General features: G+C 66.5%; 12 protein-coding genes. 5 read left to right on the top strand and 7 right to left on the bottom strand.

Going from position 1 to position 13,977, the window contains the following annotated elements; genetic code table 11:
- The first annotated feature begins 27 nt into the window (after positions 1 to 27).
- The 3 genes from clpB (at position 28) to CURSPS6_RS07500 (ending at position 4,087) form a co-directional block, all read left to right on the top strand.
- Complete coding sequence (clpB, locus tag CURSPS6_RS07510) at positions 28 to 2,652, top strand: ATP-dependent chaperone ClpB (protein WP_030015265.1); 2,625 nt, start codon at positions 28 to 30, stop codon at positions 2,650 to 2,652.
- A 113-nt stretch (positions 2,653 to 2,765) separates the two neighbouring features.
- On the top strand, positions 2,766 to 3,710 hold the full coding sequence (locus CURSPS6_RS07505; RefSeq protein ID WP_235503693.1) for a Sir2 family NAD-dependent protein deacetylase: 945 nt from the start codon (positions 2,766 to 2,768) through the stop codon (positions 3,708 to 3,710).
- A 170-nt stretch (positions 3,711 to 3,880) separates the two neighbouring features.
- A complete protein-coding gene (locus CURSPS6_RS07500) occupies positions 3,881 to 4,087 on the top strand; it encodes a DUF3073 domain-containing protein (RefSeq protein ID WP_030015262.1) in 207 nt (68 codons plus the stop codon).
- 113 nt (positions 4,088 to 4,200) lie between these two features.
- On the opposite strand, the gene purM is transcribed toward CURSPS6_RS07500, so the two are convergent.
- The 5 genes from purM to CURSPS6_RS07475 form a co-directional block, all read right to left on the bottom strand.
- Positions 4,201 to 5,352 carry a phosphoribosylformylglycinamidine cyclo-ligase gene (purM, locus tag CURSPS6_RS07495; RefSeq protein ID WP_030015261.1) on the bottom strand — a complete coding sequence of 384 codons (1,152 nt, stop codon included), beginning with the start codon at positions 5,350 to 5,352 and terminating at the stop codon, positions 4,201 to 4,203.
- A gap of 42 nt (positions 5,353 to 5,394) precedes the next feature.
- A complete protein-coding gene (gene purF / locus CURSPS6_RS07490; RefSeq protein WP_030015259.1) occupies positions 5,395 to 7,041 on the bottom strand; it encodes an amidophosphoribosyltransferase in 1,647 nt (548 codons plus the stop codon).
- A 101-nt stretch (positions 7,042 to 7,142) separates the two neighbouring features.
- Positions 7,143 to 7,505: a hypothetical protein gene (locus tag CURSPS6_RS07485; protein ID WP_030015258.1), complete on the bottom strand. Its 363-nt coding sequence runs from the start codon at positions 7,503 to 7,505 to the stop codon at positions 7,143 to 7,145.
- The gene (locus CURSPS6_RS07480) at positions 7,502 to 7,912 is read right to left on the bottom strand and encodes a sterol carrier family protein (protein WP_030015256.1); all 411 of its coding nucleotides are present in this window, start codon (positions 7,910 to 7,912) and stop codon (positions 7,502 to 7,504) included. The genes CURSPS6_RS07485 and CURSPS6_RS07480 overlap by 4 nt, the downstream gene beginning before the upstream one ends.
- Before the next feature lie 3 nt (positions 7,913 to 7,915).
- Entirely contained in the window at positions 7,916 to 8,932 is a 1,017-nt protein-coding gene (locus tag CURSPS6_RS07475; protein WP_051687723.1) for an asparaginase, read from the bottom strand.
- A 160-nt stretch (positions 8,933 to 9,092) separates the two neighbouring features.
- Here CURSPS6_RS07475 and purD point away from each other — a divergent pair, with 160 nt between their 5' ends.
- Both purD and CURSPS6_RS07465 read left to right on the top strand, forming a co-directional pair.
- Complete coding sequence (purD, locus tag CURSPS6_RS07470) at positions 9,093 to 10,385, top strand: phosphoribosylamine--glycine ligase (protein WP_030015254.1); 1,293 nt, start codon at positions 9,093 to 9,095, stop codon at positions 10,383 to 10,385.
- Positions 10,386 to 10,458: 73 nt separating this feature from the next.
- Positions 10,459 to 11,382, top strand: coding sequence for a phosphoribosylaminoimidazolesuccinocarboxamide synthase (locus CURSPS6_RS07465; RefSeq protein WP_030015252.1), 924 nt, complete (start codon positions 10,459 to 10,461; stop codon positions 11,380 to 11,382).
- Here CURSPS6_RS07465 and CURSPS6_RS07460 read toward each other — a convergent pair.
- The gene (locus CURSPS6_RS07460) at positions 11,346 to 12,077 is read right to left on the bottom strand and encodes a FadR/GntR family transcriptional regulator (RefSeq protein WP_035810296.1); all 732 of its coding nucleotides are present in this window, start codon (positions 12,075 to 12,077) and stop codon (positions 11,346 to 11,348) included. The two genes, CURSPS6_RS07465 and CURSPS6_RS07460, sit on opposite strands and share 37 nt — an antisense overlap.
- Positions 12,078 to 12,111: 34 nt before the next feature.
- On the bottom strand, positions 12,112 to 13,776 hold the full coding sequence (locus CURSPS6_RS07455; RefSeq protein WP_030015249.1) for an L-lactate permease: 1,665 nt from the start codon (positions 13,774 to 13,776) through the stop codon (positions 12,112 to 12,114).
- Between the last annotated feature and the right edge of the window lie 201 nt (positions 13,777 to 13,977).

Genomic DNA, 13,977 nt, shown 5'->3' with positions numbered 1-13,977 from the left:
CTATTCCCGTTCACGAAGGAGCTCATCTTGGATACTCAATTCACCACCAAGAGCCAAGAGGCTCTGAACGCCGCCACCATGAACGCTCAGACCGCGGGCAATCCGCAGATCGAGCCGGCCCACATCCTCAAGGCCCTTCTGGACCAGCGAGAGGGTGTGGCCGTTGCGGTGCTCAAAGCCCTCGGCGTGTCCGTCGATGACCTGTCCGCCGAGGTCAGCGATGTCATCCATCGCTTGCCGGCGTCCTCCGGATCCTCCGTGGCGCAGGCGCAATTTTCCCGTCAGTCGCTGCGCGTCATCCAGAATGCGCAACAGGCAGGCACGGCCCTGGGCGACGACTACATTTCGACCGAGGTTCTTCTCCTCGGGCTGTCTCAGGTGTCCGAGGACGGCGCGGCGGCCGCGTTGGCGGGGGCTGGCGCCACGCCGGAGGCCATCGAGAAGACGATCCCGTCGGTCCGGGGCGATCAGACGGTGAGTTCCCCCGATCCCGAGGGAACGTTCAAGTCCCTCGAGAAATACGGTACGGATCTGACCGCCGTCGCGCGGTCCGGCAAGCTCGACCCGGTGATCGGCCGCGATTCCGAGATCCGTCGGGTGGTTCAGGTGCTGTCTCGGCGGACCAAGAACAATCCGGTGCTCATCGGCGAGCCCGGCGTCGGCAAGACCTCCGTCGTGGAGGGGCTCGCGCAACGCATGGTCTCCGGGGACGTGCCGGAATCGCTGCGCGGCAAGACGCTGATCTCCTTGGACCTGGGGTCCATGATCGCGGGCGCCAAGTACCGCGGGGAATTCGAGGAGCGGCTCAAGGCCGTCCTCGACGAGATCAAGAAGTCCGAAGGACAGATCGTCACCTTCATCGACGAGCTGCACACCCTGGTGGGGGCGGGCGCCTCCGAAGGGTCGATGGATGCCGGAAATATGCTCAAGCCGATGCTGGCCCGCGGGGAACTCCGCCTGATCGGGGCGACCACCTTGGACGAGTATCGGGAGAATATCGAGAAGGACGCGGCCCTCGAGCGGCGGTTCCAGCAGGTTTACGTGGGGGAGCCCAGCGTCGAGGATACCGTCGGGATCCTCCGCGGCCTGAAGGAACGCTACGAGGCTCACCACAAGGTCCAGATCGCCGACTCCGCGCTCGTCGCGGCCGCGACGCTGTCGAACCGATACATCACCGGTCGTCAGCTCCCGGATAAGGCGATCGACCTCGTCGACGAGGCGGCATCGCGTCTACGCATGGAGATCGATTCGGCCCCGGAGGAGATCGATCAGCTGCGTCGCCAGGTGGACCGCATGACCATGGAGGAGCTTGCCCTCTCCAACGAATCCGACCCCGCCTCGATCGAGCGCCTCGAGAACCTGCGGGCCGACCTCGCCGACAAGCGGGAGGAACTCACCGCGCTGAACGCCCGGTGGGAGGCGGAAAAGGCCGGCCTCAACCGCGTCGGCGACATCAAGACCCAGATCGACGAGATGCGTTCCAAGGCCGAGGTCGCCCAGCGCGAAGGGAACCTGGCCGAGGCCTCGCGGTTGCTCTACGGGGAGATCCCCGCGAAGCAGAAGGAACTCGATGCCGCGCAGGCCGAGGAAGACCAGCAGGCCAACCAGCACAAGGAGACCATGGTCTCCGAGGAGGTCACCGCGGACGATATCGCCGAGGTGATTTCCAACTGGACCGGAATCCCGGCGGGGCGGATGCTTCAGGGAGAGTCGGAGAAGCTACTCTCCATGGAATCCGAGCTCGGCAAGCGGCTCATCGGACAGTCCACGGCGGTGGGCGCGGTGGCCGACGCCGTGCGGCGCTCCCGGGCCGGCGTCGCCGACCCGGATCGACCCATCGGTTCCTTCCTGTTCCTGGGGCCGACCGGCGTGGGCAAGACCGAGCTGGCCAAGTCCCTCGCGGAATTCCAGTTCGACGACGAGCACGCCCTGGTCCGCATCGACATGAGCGAGTACTCCGAGAAGCACTCGGTATCTCGCCTGGTCGGGGCGCCTCCCGGATATGTGGGATACGAAGAGGGCGGGCAGCTCACCGAAGCCGTGCGGCGGCGCCCGTACTCCGTGGTCCTGCTGGACGAGGTCGAGAAAGCCCACCCGGAGGTCTTCGACATCCTGTTGCAGGTCTTGGATGATGGCCGCCTGACCGACGGACAGGGACGGACCGTCGATTTCCGCAACGTGATCCTGATCCTGACCTCGAACCTGGGAAGCCAATTCCTGGTCGATCAGACCCTGGAGGGTGCGGCAAAGAATGAGGCCGTGATGAACGTGGTCAACGCGTCCTTCAAGCCGGAATTCCTCAACCGGCTGGACGAGATCATCATGTTCGATCCGCTCTCGAGCGAGGATCTGGCCCAGATCGTCCGGCTTCAGGTTGAGGCCCTCGGGCGCCGGCTGGGGGACAAGAGGCTCACCCTGGACGTTAGCCCGGCCGCGACCGAGTGGCTCGGCACGACCGGTTACGATCCCGCCTACGGGGCGCGCCCGCTGCGCCGCCTCGTGCAGCGGCAAATCGGCGATCGGCTCGCGAAGGGCATTCTCTCCGGGGAGGTTCACGACGGCGACATCGTGCACGTGGACATCAATCCGGACGTGGCCGAGGAAGGCCTGTCTGTCACGGCCGAACGTCCCGGACAGACCGACCGGGCCTGAGCGATGCGCCGCCGCCCACGGGGCGGTGAACCGGGCAGGAGGCCGACGCCTCGACGTCGGTCCTCCTGCCCTCGGCGCTACGTCAGGCGGCGGCCCAGGAGTATGGTGATGGCGTGAACCCGCGACCCCTGGACGACGACCCCACCCTGAGCAATGCCCACCGCGCCGCGCTTCGATCCATCGCCCGCGTCGTCGAGGAGACCGCGCCGTCGACACCACCGGATGAGGCCCTCGAACGCATCGTTTCCATGATGCGGGAGGGCCCCGCGCTGGTCCTGACGGGGGCCGGGGTCTCCACGGATTCCGGGATCCCGGACTATCGCGGACCTCACGGTTCGCTCACGAGACATCGACCGATGACGTATCAGGAGTTTCGCCACGACCCGGCGGCGTCGCACCGATACTGGGCGAGGTCCTTCGTGGGCTGGCGCCTCATGCATCGCGCGGCCCCCAACAGGGTGCACTTCGCGATCGCGGAACTCGAGCACGCGGGGTACGTCAGCGGCGTCGTGACGCAGAACGTCGACGGCCTGCACCACACGGCCGGTTCGCGCCGGCTGGTGGCCCTCCACGGCGACCTGAGCACGGTGGTCTGCCTAAACTGCGGGGCGCTCGAAGACAGGCCCGGGTTGGATGCCCGGCTCGAGGCGGCGAATCCCGGTTACCTGGACTCGGTCGAACTCGACCCGAACCTGGTCAACCCGGACGGCGACGTCGAACTCACGAGCACCTGGGTGGACCGGTTCCGGATGGTGGGGTGTCTTGCCTGCGGGTCGCACATGCTCAAACCGGACGTGGTCTATTTCGGCGAGCCGGTGCCGGGAGCGAGGAAACGCGCGGCTCGCGAGCTTCTCCGCGAGAGCTCGGGGCTGGTGGTCGCCGGCTCGTCCCTGGCGGTCATGAGCGGATTGCGCCTGGCTCTGGACGCTTTGCGTGCCGGTCAGCCGCTGGCTGTGGTCAACGGAGGGCCGGGGCGGGCCGACTCCCGGGCCGGAGTCGTCTGGAGAACTTCGGTGGCTCCGGCCTTCGACGCGCTCTTGGACGAACTGAGCCCGTGAGCGCTTTCTTCACGGGCTGAATTCTGCCCCCGTGTCACGTACGTTCCTCGGTGGGCATACTACCGATAAACCATGTACCCTTAACACACGGAAGATTAACGGACATTCCGGTGTTGCGTCGTGTGCTGATTGCGGCGCCGCCGGTGCGAGCGATAAAAGGGGGTCACGCCATGGGGCGCGGCCGTCAAAAGGCTAAGGCGACGAGGCAGGCGCGGGAGATCAAGTACTTCAGCCCGCAAACTGATTACTCGGCACTCGAACGTGAACTCAGTTCGGCCAAGGAGCGCCGCGCTCAGCGCGGTGATTCCCAGCCGAGCGAAGATCGCCGTTCGGAGCACATCGACGAGTACGATTTGGATCCCGGCGAGGACCGGTAGCCTTGAGGGCGCTCGTCCTCCACAAAACGCCGCCGCACGCAGGAAACCGGCCCTCGGGCCGATAACTGCGAGCGGCGGCGTTTTGGTGTCCGCCGTCGGTCGGGGAAGTGGGCTTAAGCGTAGGAGCCGATCATGCGGACGGCACCGCCGTCGACGCCCTTGGCGCCCTGGACGTAGTCCACATCCGACTCCGCCGGGGGATTGGCCGTCGCCACGACGCCGAGGGCCCATGAGCTGACCCCGCGCTCGTTGAGGTGGGCAATCGCCGCATCGGCGACCGAAGGATCCACGATGGCGACCATTCCGACCCCGAGGTTCAGGGTCCGCTCGAGGTCCGCCTGGGGAACCTTGCCCAGCTCGCCGATCACGCGGAAGATTGCGGGGATCTCCCAGGACGAGCGGTCGATCCGGGCTTCGAGCCCCTGCGGCAGGACCCGGGCAAGATTCGCGGCCAACCCGCCGCCCGTCACGTGGGAGAATCCGCGGACCCCGTGTCCCAGCGACCCGTCCTCGCCGTTGACGGGGAAGGCGCGCGCCAGATCCAAGACATCGGCCGCGTAGACCTTGGTCGGCTCCAGGAGCTCTTCGCCGAGGGTCCTGCCGAACTCCGAAACCTCGCGGTCGAGCGACCACCCGGCCACGTTGATGACCTTGCGCACCAGCGAATAGCCGTTGGAGTGGATCCCCGAGGAGGCCATGCCGATCACGACGTCGCCTTCCCGCACGCGGTCGGGGCCCAGAAGCTCATCGGCCTCGACGATGCCGGTCGCGGCGCCGGCCACATCGTATTCGTTTTCGCCCAACAAGCCCGGGTGTTCGGCGGTCTCGCCGCCCACCAGGGCCGTGTCCGCGGTGGAGCAGGCCGAAGCGATCCCGCGCACGATGTCCGCGATGCGTTCCGGCACGACCCGCCCGCAGGCGATGTAGTCGGTCATGTAGAGAGGTTTGGCGCCGACCACCACGATGTCGTCGACGACCATGCCGACCAGGTCGAAGCCGATCGTGTCGTGGATATCGAGGGCCTGGGCGATCGCGACCTTGGTGCCGACGCCATCCGTAGACGTCGCCAGATATGGCTTGCGGAACTGGGCCAGGGCGGAAACGTCGAAGAGCCCGGCGAAACCGCCGACCCCTCCGACGACCCCCTGCCGATGCGTGGCCTTGACGGCGTCCTTCATGAGTTCGACTGCCCGGTCGCCGGCGTCGACGTCGACACCGGCGCTCGCGTAGGTCAGTCCGGAGGTCGTCGGTTGAGATTCAGCCATCGGTGGTCCTTCAGGGTCGGTGATCGTGGATCGTTCGAGGGGTTATTGCTCGTGGGGTGTGCGGTCCTCGGGCAGGACCAGGGACTCCAGCTCCGAGTCCGGGCCGGGCTCGCAGGTCGATCCCTGGGCCATGCGGCTCTCCGCGGTCGGGGCCAGGCCGGCGGGACGCGCCGGGCCGGACCGCGGCGCACGATGGGAGCCCGGATTCTTCGTCGCGGCGGACGAGCGATGCGCGTCGAAGAGGTTTTTGCCCAGTCGATCGGCGTCGGGCAGCTCGATCGGGTAGTTTCCGGTGAAGCACGCGGTGCAGAGCTTCTCCCGCGGCTGCTCCGTCGCCTCGATCATGCCGTCCTCGGAGATGTACCCCAGCGAATCGGCGCCCATGGACGCCCCGATCTCGTCGACGGACATGCCGTTGGCGATCAGCTCGGCGCGCGAGGCGAAGTCGATGCCGTAGAAGCACGGCCACTTGACCGGGGGAGAGGAGATGCGCACGTGGACTTCCGCCGCCCCGGCCTCGCGCAACATGCGCACCAGGGCCCGCTGCGTATTTCCGCGGACGATGGAGTCGTCCACCACGACCAGGCGTTTGCCGGCAACGACGGTTCGAAGCGGGTTCAGTTTGAGCTTGATGCCCATCTGACGCATGGTCTGCGTGGGCTGGATGAAGGTTCGGCCGACGTAAGCGTTCTTGACCAGGCCGTTGCCGTAGGGGATTCCCGATTCTTCGGCGTATCCGATGGCCGCCGGAACCCCCGACTCCGGCGTAGGCATGACGAGGTCCGCCTCGACGCGATGTTCGCGGGCGAGCTGACGGCCCATCTCCACGCGAGATTCGTAGACGGCCCGACCATTAATCACGGCGTCGGGGCGGGAGAGGTAGACGTGCTCGAAGACGCAACCGGCGGGCGTCGCCTCGGCGAACCGTCGGCTCCGGAGGCCGTCCTCGTCGATCGCGATGAATTCCCCGGGCTCGACGTCGCGCACGTAGCTCGCGCCGACGATGTCCAGCGCGGCGGACTCGGAAGCGACGACCCAGCCGCGCTCCAACCGGCCGAGGACCAGGGGCCGGACCCCGTAGGCGTCGCGGGCCGCGTAGAGCGTGGTCTCGTCCATGAAGGTCAGGCAGAAGGCGCCCTTGAGCGTCGGCAACAGGTCGATCGCGGCTTCCTCGAGCGAGTCATGCGGGTGCTCGGCCAAGAGGGAGGTCACCAACGCGGTGTCGGTGGTGTTTCCCTGCGCGACCTCACCGGCCGAGGGGAATCCCGATTTATCGATGAGTCGGTCGTAGAGGTCGGCCGAATTGGTCAGATTGCCGTTGTGGGCGAGGGATACCGTGCCGTGCGGGGTGGAACCGAGGGTCGGTTGTGCGTTGGCCCAGGTCGTCGCGCCCGTGGTGGCGTAGCGGCAGTGGCCGATGGCCATGTGCCCGCCGAGGGTTCCCAAAATGGTCTCGTCGAATACCTGGGAAACCAGCCCGAGGTCCTTGTAGACCGAGATGCGATCGCCGTTGCTCGTGGCGATGCCCGCCGACTCTTGGCCGCGGTGTTGCAGGGCATAGAGACCGAAATAGGTCAGGGTCGCGACGTCTTCCCCAGGGGCCCAGACGCCGAACACCCCGCATTCATCCTGGGGTGCCTTTTCCCCGGGGTGGAGATCGTGCGACAGTCTTCCGTCGGGTCGAATCACGGAGAGCTTCTTCCTAAAATGGGCCGTGTGATCGTCAGTGCCGCTTCGGGGTAACGCGAACAACCTTTAGTGTATCGGGACTTCCCGACAGCGCCGAAGAATTACTCCCGACTGTCATCGTCGATGCGGATGGCGCGGAAGCGCCGGGCCTTTTTGCGTGACCTCCGGTCGGCGATGAGCCCCACGACGGCGCCCACGACGGCGCCGATCGTGCCGAAGATGACGGCCATCATGCCGAAAATCGCGCCCGCCGTGTACTTCTGATCCGGCGGGCCGAGGATCGTGGACACCCCGGCGACGATGAGACCCAAGATCAGGCCCGTCACGAGGAAAGCGATGACCGAGGGCGCCCGGCGAACCACAATCTCGCGCTCGTCAGGGCCGCGGTCGGGCGAAAGGTCCTCGGGGTCGTCGGAAGCTGACGATGCGGTGGAACCGTTGGTGGCAGACGGGGAATCGGTCATTTTTTCAGGGTACCTTTTTCCGCCGAGCGCTTCATCGAGACGCGGGTCGCAAACAGCGGGAGCAAGGCGGAGATGTCGCTGCGATTCCCCGAGGCGTCCACGGACCCTCCGGTGCGCGCTTCCTCCCAGCTCAAGCGGCCGGTGACGAGCCCGAGCCAGGTCTCGGCCGAGGTCTCGACCACGTTTGCCGGGGTCCCGCGCGTGTGGCGTGGCCCCTCGATGGCCTGCGTCACGCCGAAGGGAGGGACCCTCACCTCGACCGAGTTTCCCGGCGCTCGGTGCGCCAACTCTTCCAGGGCGTAGCGGACCGCGGTGGCCCGCGTCTTACGGTCGATGGCCTCCGGATCCCGTTCCCAGGAGCGGATGGCCGCGAGCCCGGCGTCGTCGGAGATTTTGCGTCCGGCCATGGTTCAGCCCTCGGTCCTCGGCGCCGGGTCCCGATCGAAGGCGGAGCCGAGGCGAATCTCGCCTACCGTCCGATCCGCCCCCGTGATGGGAGGGGTGGTGCGTTGGATGAGCTCTTCGGCCGTCTCGGGATCCACGTATCCTTGCTCGGACAGGAGGCTCAACGCGACCTTGGTGACGGCGCGCGGGGAGCCGTCCAAGGCCTTGACCGCCACGCCCGCGCCCTCGCGGGTCCCGATGGCCAGGATTCCTTCGGCGCCGAACTTCGCCACGGCGTCGAGCTCCTCCATGACGAGGGTGTTTGGTCTGCCGTGGTTCTGGACCATCTCCGGGTAGTCGTTCATGGCCGTGGCCATGGTCGCGATCCGGGCGTCCGCGGACATGTTGCGGATCCCGGCGCCGAGCGTGGCGTAGGCCTGGGCGAGCCCGTTGAGGCTGAAGGCCGTGACGGGCGCACCGCAGCCATCGATGCCGACGTGTTGGACGGCCTCGCCGGTCACTTCCTCCACGGTCTCGATCACGAGGCGCTGCAGGGGGTGATCCGGGTCGAGATAGGTCTCGGTGTCCCATCCGTTGTGGACGCACGCCGCAAGGAATGCGGCGTGTTTACCGGAGCAGTTGAACGCGATGCGTCGCTTGCCAGTCTCGTGCGTCACGAGGTAGGCGCGGGCGGCGTCGTCCTTGGGGTACGCCGCGGGACACCGCAGGTCCTCCGGCGAGAGACCCGCGGAGGCCAGGATCTCGGCGACGACCCGCATCTGTTCGAAGGATCCCTCGTGCGAGCCCGCGGCGATCGCGATCTGGGCGCCTCGCAGGGCGGCACCAGCCTTGAGGGACGCGATGGCCTGGAACGGCTTCAGGGCGGAGCGCGGATAGATGGCGGCGTGCGAGTCGCCCAGGCTGCGGACCAGTTCGCCCTCCGGCGATATCACCGCCGCGGCGCCGAGGTGGCGCGACTCCACGAAACCGCTTCGTTCGACGACGGCCAGCTCGGCCGCCCTGTCTGCGCTGAAAGTCTCCATGCGAGCATTCTTCCACGTGGCCTCGGAGGTCACCGGGCCCCGACGCGACGGGATGCCGAATCCGGGGGATCCGGATGATTCCCCTCACTTCCGGTGGGATATGTCGGTTCGCGAAACGGTCGGTGGCTCGTGTTCGTGACCTTTTCGTTATTGTTGCTCTATGAAGGTTTTAGTCCTTGGCCCCGGTGGGCGAGAGCACGCGATCATTACTGCGCTCCTGCGCGATCCCGCCGTATCGGAGGTGCATTCGGCTCCGGGTAACGCGGGGATCTCGGAGATCGTTCCGACCCATTCCATCGACGCGAACAGTCCCGAGGAATCCACGGCGCTCGCGGAGCGGATCGAGGCCGACCTCGTGGTCATCGGACCCGAGGCTCCTTTGGTGGCCGGCGTCGCCGACGCCCTCCGGGAGGCGGGATTCCCCGTGTTCGGGCCCGACGCCGCCGCGGCCCGGCTGGAGGGGTCCAAGGCATTCGCCAAGGAGATCATGGCCGAGGCAAACGTTCCCACGGCCATGTCCCGCGTCGCCCACGATGCCGCGACGGTCGAAGAATGCCTCGACGCCTTCGGCCCGCCCTACGTCGTCAAGGACGACGGTCTCGCCGCCGGCAAGGGGGTCGTCGTCACCGAGGATCGTCACGAGGCGATGGCTCACGCCCAAGCCTGTTTCTCGGCGGGATCCACGGTGGTGATCGAGGAATACCTGGACGGTCCCGAGGTCTCGCTGTTCGTGATCTGCGATGGCCGACGCACCGTTCCGCTCACGCCCGCTCAGGACTTCAAGCGGATCTTTGACCGTGACGAGGGCCCGAATACCGGGGGGATGGGCGCGTATACGCCTCTGCCGTGGCTTCCGGAGGACTTCACCGACGACGTCGTCCGCCGCGTGGCGCAACCCACCGTGGATGTCATGGCCCAGCGGGGAACGCCGTTCGTCGGGGTGCTGTATTGCGGGCTCGCGATCACCAGCAGGGGACTGCGGGTCATCGAATTCAACGCCCGCTTTGGCGACCCCGAGACGCAGGCAGTTCTTGCCCGGTTGAAGACGCCCCTGGGCCAGCTTCTTCTCGCGGCGGCCAACGGCGAGCTCGACGGCCGCGAGTCCCTCCGCTGGGACCTGCGCACGGCCGTCGGCGTCGTGATGGCGGCCGCCGATTATCCCGATGCGCCGCGCAAGGGCGACGCGATCCGGGGGCTCGAGGAAGCCAAGGGGCTGGAGGACGTCACGGTGCTCCACGCCGGGACCCGACGCGCCGTCGACGCGGCTGGCGAAGAGACCGTGGTCACTCATGGCGGCCGGGTGCTGGCGGTCGTGGCGCTCGGAGAAGACCTCGCCGATGCCCGAGCCAAGGCCTATCAGGGCGTCGCCACGATCTCGTGGGACGGTGCGCAATACCGCACCGATATCGCCCAGCGAGCCGCCGCCGGCGAGATCGCGATTCCCACCACGTAAAGCTCATCACACATCGGGCCGCGCGTGTGCGGCCCGGGCCGCACATCACTCACACACCCCAGGAGCGCACCGCATGTCCCCAGAGCCCACCGAGATTCCCGGCTGGAAACACATCTATTCCGGTAAGGTCCGAGACCTGTATGTACCGGCCGAGGGCAACGACGTGGTTGGCTGTTCGATCTCGAATAATGCGCAGGCGCGAGCCGGGTCGGTCATGGTCGTCGCAACGGACAGGATCAGCGCCTTCGATCATGTCCTGCCGACGATCATCCCGGACAAGGGAAAGATCTTGACCCAACTGAGCCTGTGGTGGTTCGACCAGCTGGATCAGGTCCCCAACCATGTTTTGTCGACCAATGTTCCCGATGAGGTCGCCGGCCGGGCGATGATCTGCAAGTCCCTGTCGATGTTCCCGGTCGAATGCATCGCGCGCGGCTACCTGACCGGCACCGGGCTGAAGGAGTACCAGCGCTCCGGGACCGTGTGCGGCCTCGGGCTGCCGGACGGGCTCGTCGACGGTTCGCGCCTCGAGGAGCCGATCTTCACCCCGACCGGCAAGGCCGAGGTGGGGGAGCACGACGAAGCGATCACCTATGAGGAGATGACGGACGCCGTCGGCCGCGCGATGGGCGAGCGAGTCCGAGAGCTCACGCTGTACATCTACTCGACCGCCGAGAGGATCGCGCGCGAGCGGGGAATCATCCTGGCCGACACCAAGGTCGAGTTCGGTCTCGACTCCTACTTCGGCGAGGTCACTTTGGGAGACGAGGTGCTGACCCCGGACTCCTCGAGGTTCTGGGACGGTCAACAGTGGGAGCCGGGCCGGCCCCAAGCGAGCTTCGACAAACAATTCGTCCGCGACTGGCTGACCTCGGATGCCTCGGGATGGGACGGCACGACGCCGCCGCCGGAGCTGCCGCAAGAGATCGTGGACAAGACCCGCGCTCGTTACGTGGAAGCCTACGAAAAGCTCACCGGGCTGGAATTCTCGGCGTAGGCCACCCCGTAGAACCACCGGATGTGGGCCCGAACCCGCTCGGCGGCGAGTTCGGGCGCCCGATCCGTCACCGCGGCGAGGATTCCCCGGTGCTGATCCTGCAGATGCGCCTTGACCTTGGACCAATCGTCGAGCCTGGGCACGGCCTCCTGGACGTAGCCCACCGTGGCCTGGCGGAGCGAGTCGAGAATCGTCGTGACCACCACGTTGCCGCTCAGGCTGGAGATGAGCAGGTGAAACTGCGCGTCGAGCTCGTGGAATTGTGCGTCCGGGATCGAAGGATCGTCCAACTCTTCCAGGCACCGGGTGGCGCGGGTGATGACCACCTTGTCCGAGGTCCCGGACCACCTCGCGGCGGCGTCCGCGGCGGCCTGAGATTCGAGCTGTTCGCGGGTCGTGACGACGTCGTGCACCGGGAGGAAGCGCGAGGCCAGGTGCATGCGAAGGCCCCAGCCAAGGGCGGCCGAGGGCTCTGAGACCACGACCGCCCCCGCGCCGGGGCCGGAACCTACGCCGGATCGCACCAGACCCATGGCGTCGAGGACGCGAATGCCTTCGCGAACCGACGCCCGGGAAATTCCGAACTGCTCCGCGAGCGCCCTTTCGGAGGGAAGACGATCTCCGACGGTGAGCTCGCCGGTGCGGAGCTTCTCCTCGAGGGTCTGGACGATAATGCTGTAGGTCTTATTTTCCACATGCTCACCTTAGACGGTGAGAACACCCATCTGACTAGGGAAGCATCCAGGACAGCACGTTCGACTGGAGGAATACCAGCAGGCAGATGACGACCAACATGGCGACGGACCACGGGACGACCTTCTTGAAGATGTCCGACTCCCGGCCTTCCATCCCCACGGCGGTCGCCGCGATCGCGAGAGACTGCGGGGAGACCATCTTGCCCACCACGCCGCCGCTCGAGTTGGCGGCGAGCATGAGATTCGGGTCGAGCCCGGCATTCTGCGCCGCCGTGTGTTGCAGATTGGAGAACAGCGCATTGGCCGAGGTGTCCGAGCCGGTCACCGCGGTTCCGAGCCAGCCAAGGGTCGGCGAAAGGAACGCGAAGATCCCACCCAACGAGGCGAGGAAGGTTCCGATGGCCACCGTCTGGCCCGAGAAATTCATGACGTATGCCAGCGCCAAGACCGACACGATGGTCAGCGCGGACCACCGCATCTTGTAGAAACAGGTCCACAGCTGCGCGACGGCGTGCCCGAAGCCCAAACGATAGCGGCCCTTCTCGTTGAAGATTCCGTACAGGATGGTCACGAGCAGACCGGCGATCAGGAGCATGGTGCCGGGGTTGGACAACCACTGGAACTTGTAGACGGCCCCCGAGATGGGGGTCCCGTTCGAACCGAGGATATGGTCCGAGATGACCGGCCACGGAACCTTGAGGTCGGTTTTGGCCAGGAGCGCCGGGAGATCCACTCCGGCTTTCCAGAGCTTGCCGATCGCGAAGACCGCGACGACCACCACGTAGGGAAGCAGGGCCATCCAGACGCGGCCGGGCTGGAGCCCCGAGGAACGAGGCGGCGTCGGGATGTCGTTGCGCTCGCGGAAACCTTCGGCCCCACGGGGCTTCCAGAACTTGAGGAAGACCACCGCGACGCCCATGGAGACCAGGCAAGCGACGATGTCGGTCAACTCGTAGGAGAAGTACGTCGACGACCACCACTGCGCGATCGCGAAGGAGCCGCCAATGACGATCGCGGCCGGCCAGGCGTCCTTGATGCCGCGGAACCCATCCAGGAGCCACAACAGGATCATCGGGACGATGAGGGCCACGAAGGGGGCCTGGTGCCCCACGATGGCGCCGATATGGGCCGGGTCCTCTTTGGTCAGCGTTCCCGCGGTCGTGATCGGGATCGCCAGCGCCCCGAAGGCTACGGGGGCCGTGTTGGCCACCAAGACCACCACGGCCGCCCGGAGGGGAAGGATCCCCAGGGCGAGGATCATGGTGGCGGTAATGGCCACGGGTGCGCCGAAACCGGCGAGGGCCTCCAAAAGCCCTCCGAAACAGAAGGCGATGAGGATGGCCTGGATGCGGACGTCGCCGCCGCCGATTCGGTCAAAGGTGAGCCGAAGGTCCTCAAACCGGCCCGATTCCACCGTGATCTGGTAGAACCACAGCGCCGTGACGATGATCCAGACGATGGGAAAAGCGCCATAGGCGAGGCCCTGCGTGCCGGATAGCAGCGCCAGCCCTATCGGCATGTGAAAGCCGATCCAGGCGACCAGGAGCGAGACCAGCAGGGCGCTGAGCGCGGAAACATGCGCCCGGGCTTTCACCCCGAGCAGCATGATGAAGAACGTGAGCAGTGGCAATGTTGCGACGAGCGCCGTGAGGCCTACCGAACCGGCGACGGCCGTCGTGGTGGCTGTGAAAGAGTCCACGGGGTCTCCTTGTGTCGTGGTGAGGACTCCGCGTTCGGCACGCGTTCCTTACCCTGATGCGATGTGTGACGTCAAACCGTGCGACCGAATCCACGTCGATGTGTCTTCAGTTACACTGTGGTCAGACCAGACCAGACCATACCTAGATCGATGACCGATTCCAAACCGCGCTTCCCCCGGTATCGCGGTGCAGCCGCCAGG

The sequence above is a fragment of the Curtobacterium sp. S6 genome (assembly GCF_000710345.2).
GTDB lineage: Bacteria > Actinomycetota > Actinomycetes > Actinomycetales > Micrococcaceae > Rothia.
This window is presented reverse-complemented; position numbering and strand designations above follow the sequence as displayed.

Excerpts from the sequence above, each read along its gene's own strand:
- purM (WP_030015261.1), bottom strand. The coding sequence starts at position 5,352 with ATGGCTGAATCTCAACCGACGACCTCCGGACTGACCTACGCGAGCGCC.
- CURSPS6_RS07475 (WP_051687723.1), bottom strand. The coding sequence starts at position 8,932 with ATGGAGACTTTCAGCGCAGACAGGGCGGCCGAGCTGGCCGTCGTCGAA.
- purD (WP_030015254.1), top strand. The coding sequence starts at position 9,093 with ATGAAGGTTTTAGTCCTTGGCCCCGGTGGGCGAGAGCACGCGATCATT.
- CURSPS6_RS07500 (WP_030015262.1), top strand. The coding sequence starts at position 3,881 with ATGGGGCGCGGCCGTCAAAAGGCTAAGGCGACGAGGCAGGCGCGGGAG.
- CURSPS6_RS07480 (WP_030015256.1), bottom strand. The coding sequence starts at position 7,912 with ATGGCCGGACGCAAAATCTCCGACGACGCCGGGCTCGCGGCCATCCGC.
- CURSPS6_RS07485 (WP_030015258.1), bottom strand. The coding sequence starts at position 7,505 with ATGACCGATTCCCCGTCTGCCACCAACGGTTCCACCGCATCGTCAGCT.
- CURSPS6_RS07465 (WP_030015252.1), top strand. The coding sequence starts at position 10,459 with ATGTCCCCAGAGCCCACCGAGATTCCCGGCTGGAAACACATCTATTCC.